The following is a 1,213-nucleotide window of genomic DNA, read 5'->3' as shown; positions in this document are numbered from 1 at the left end:
GTTCGGTGGTGGTGCGGGGGGCGGTGTAGGTGTGGTTGAGGTCGGGGCGGTGGTGGTTGGGTGTGGGGAGGGCTTTGGTGTCGATTTTGCCGTTGGGGGTGAGGGGGAGTTCGTTGAGTGTGATGTAGGTGGTGGGGATCATGTAGTGGGGGAGTTGGTGTTGGAGGTGGGTGCGGAGTTCGGTGGTGGTGGGGTTGGTTTGGGGGGTGGTGGTGATGTAGGCGGTGAGGCGTTTGTCGCCGGGGGTGTCTTCGCGGAGGGTGACGGTGGTGGTGGTGATGTGGGGGTGGGTGGTGAGGGCGTTTTCGATTTCGCCGAGTTCGATGCGGTAGCCGCGGAGTTTGATTTGGTTGTCGATGCGGCCGATGAATTCGAGGGTGCCGTCGGGGCGCCAGGTGAGGAGGTCGCCGGTGTGGTAGGTGCGGGGGCTGTTGGGGGTGACGTTGGTGTTGGTGTCGGTGGTGTCGGTGGTGTCGGTGGTGTCGGTGGTGTTGGTGGTGGTGTGGAGGGGGTTGGGGGTGAAGCGTTGGGTGGTGAGGGTGGGTTGGTTGTGGTAGTTGCGGGCGAGGCAGGTGCCGCCGAGGAGTGCGTGTCCGGGGATGCCGATGGGTGCGGGTTGGTTGTGGTGGTCGAGGATGTAGGTGGTGGTGTTGGTGATGGGTTGGCCGAGGGTGGTGGTGTGGCCGTTGGGGTCGGGTGTGGTGGTGAGGCTCATGACGTTGGCGACGGAGCCTTCGGTGGCGCCGTATTCGTTGCTGATGGTGGTGTGGGTGGTGGTGGTGTTGAGGAGTTGGGTGGTGAGGGTGGGGGTGAGGTTTTCGCCGCCGGCGACGATGGTGGTGATGTGGTGGGTGGCGTTTTGGGTGGTGAGGTGGGCGGCGAGGATTTCGAGGTGGGAGGGGGTTGCTTTGAGGAAGCTGATTGGGGTGTTGGTGAGGATGAGGTCGATTGCGGCGTCGAATGCGGTCTGGCCGGGTTGTGTGTGGGGGATGACGAGTTGGGTGCCTTGGATGAGGGGGAGGAAGAGGGCGGTGATGGTGAGGTCGAAGGTGATGGAGGAGTAGAGGATGGTGCCGATGCCGTTGGGTTCGGTGGTGGGGTAGTTCTGGTCGCACCAGTGGAGGTAGTTGACGACGCCTCGGTGTTCGAGGGCGACGCCTTTGGGTCTGCCGGTGGAGCCTGAGGTGTAGATGATGTAGGCGAGGTCATCGGG

General features: G+C 63.5%; 1 protein-coding gene. It reads right to left on the bottom strand.

Annotated elements, in window-relative coordinates; all coding sequences use genetic code 11:
- A partial coding sequence (locus ACIO3R_RS39530) for an AMP-binding protein (RefSeq protein ID WP_402111959.1) occupies positions 1 to 1,213 on the bottom strand: 1,213 nt, incomplete at both ends.

Origin of the sequence: Streptomyces sp. NPDC087428, from assembly GCF_044744085.1 — a bacterium.
GTDB lineage: Bacteria > Actinomycetota > Actinomycetes > Streptomycetales > Streptomycetaceae > Streptomyces.
This window is presented reverse-complemented; position numbering and strand designations above follow the sequence as displayed.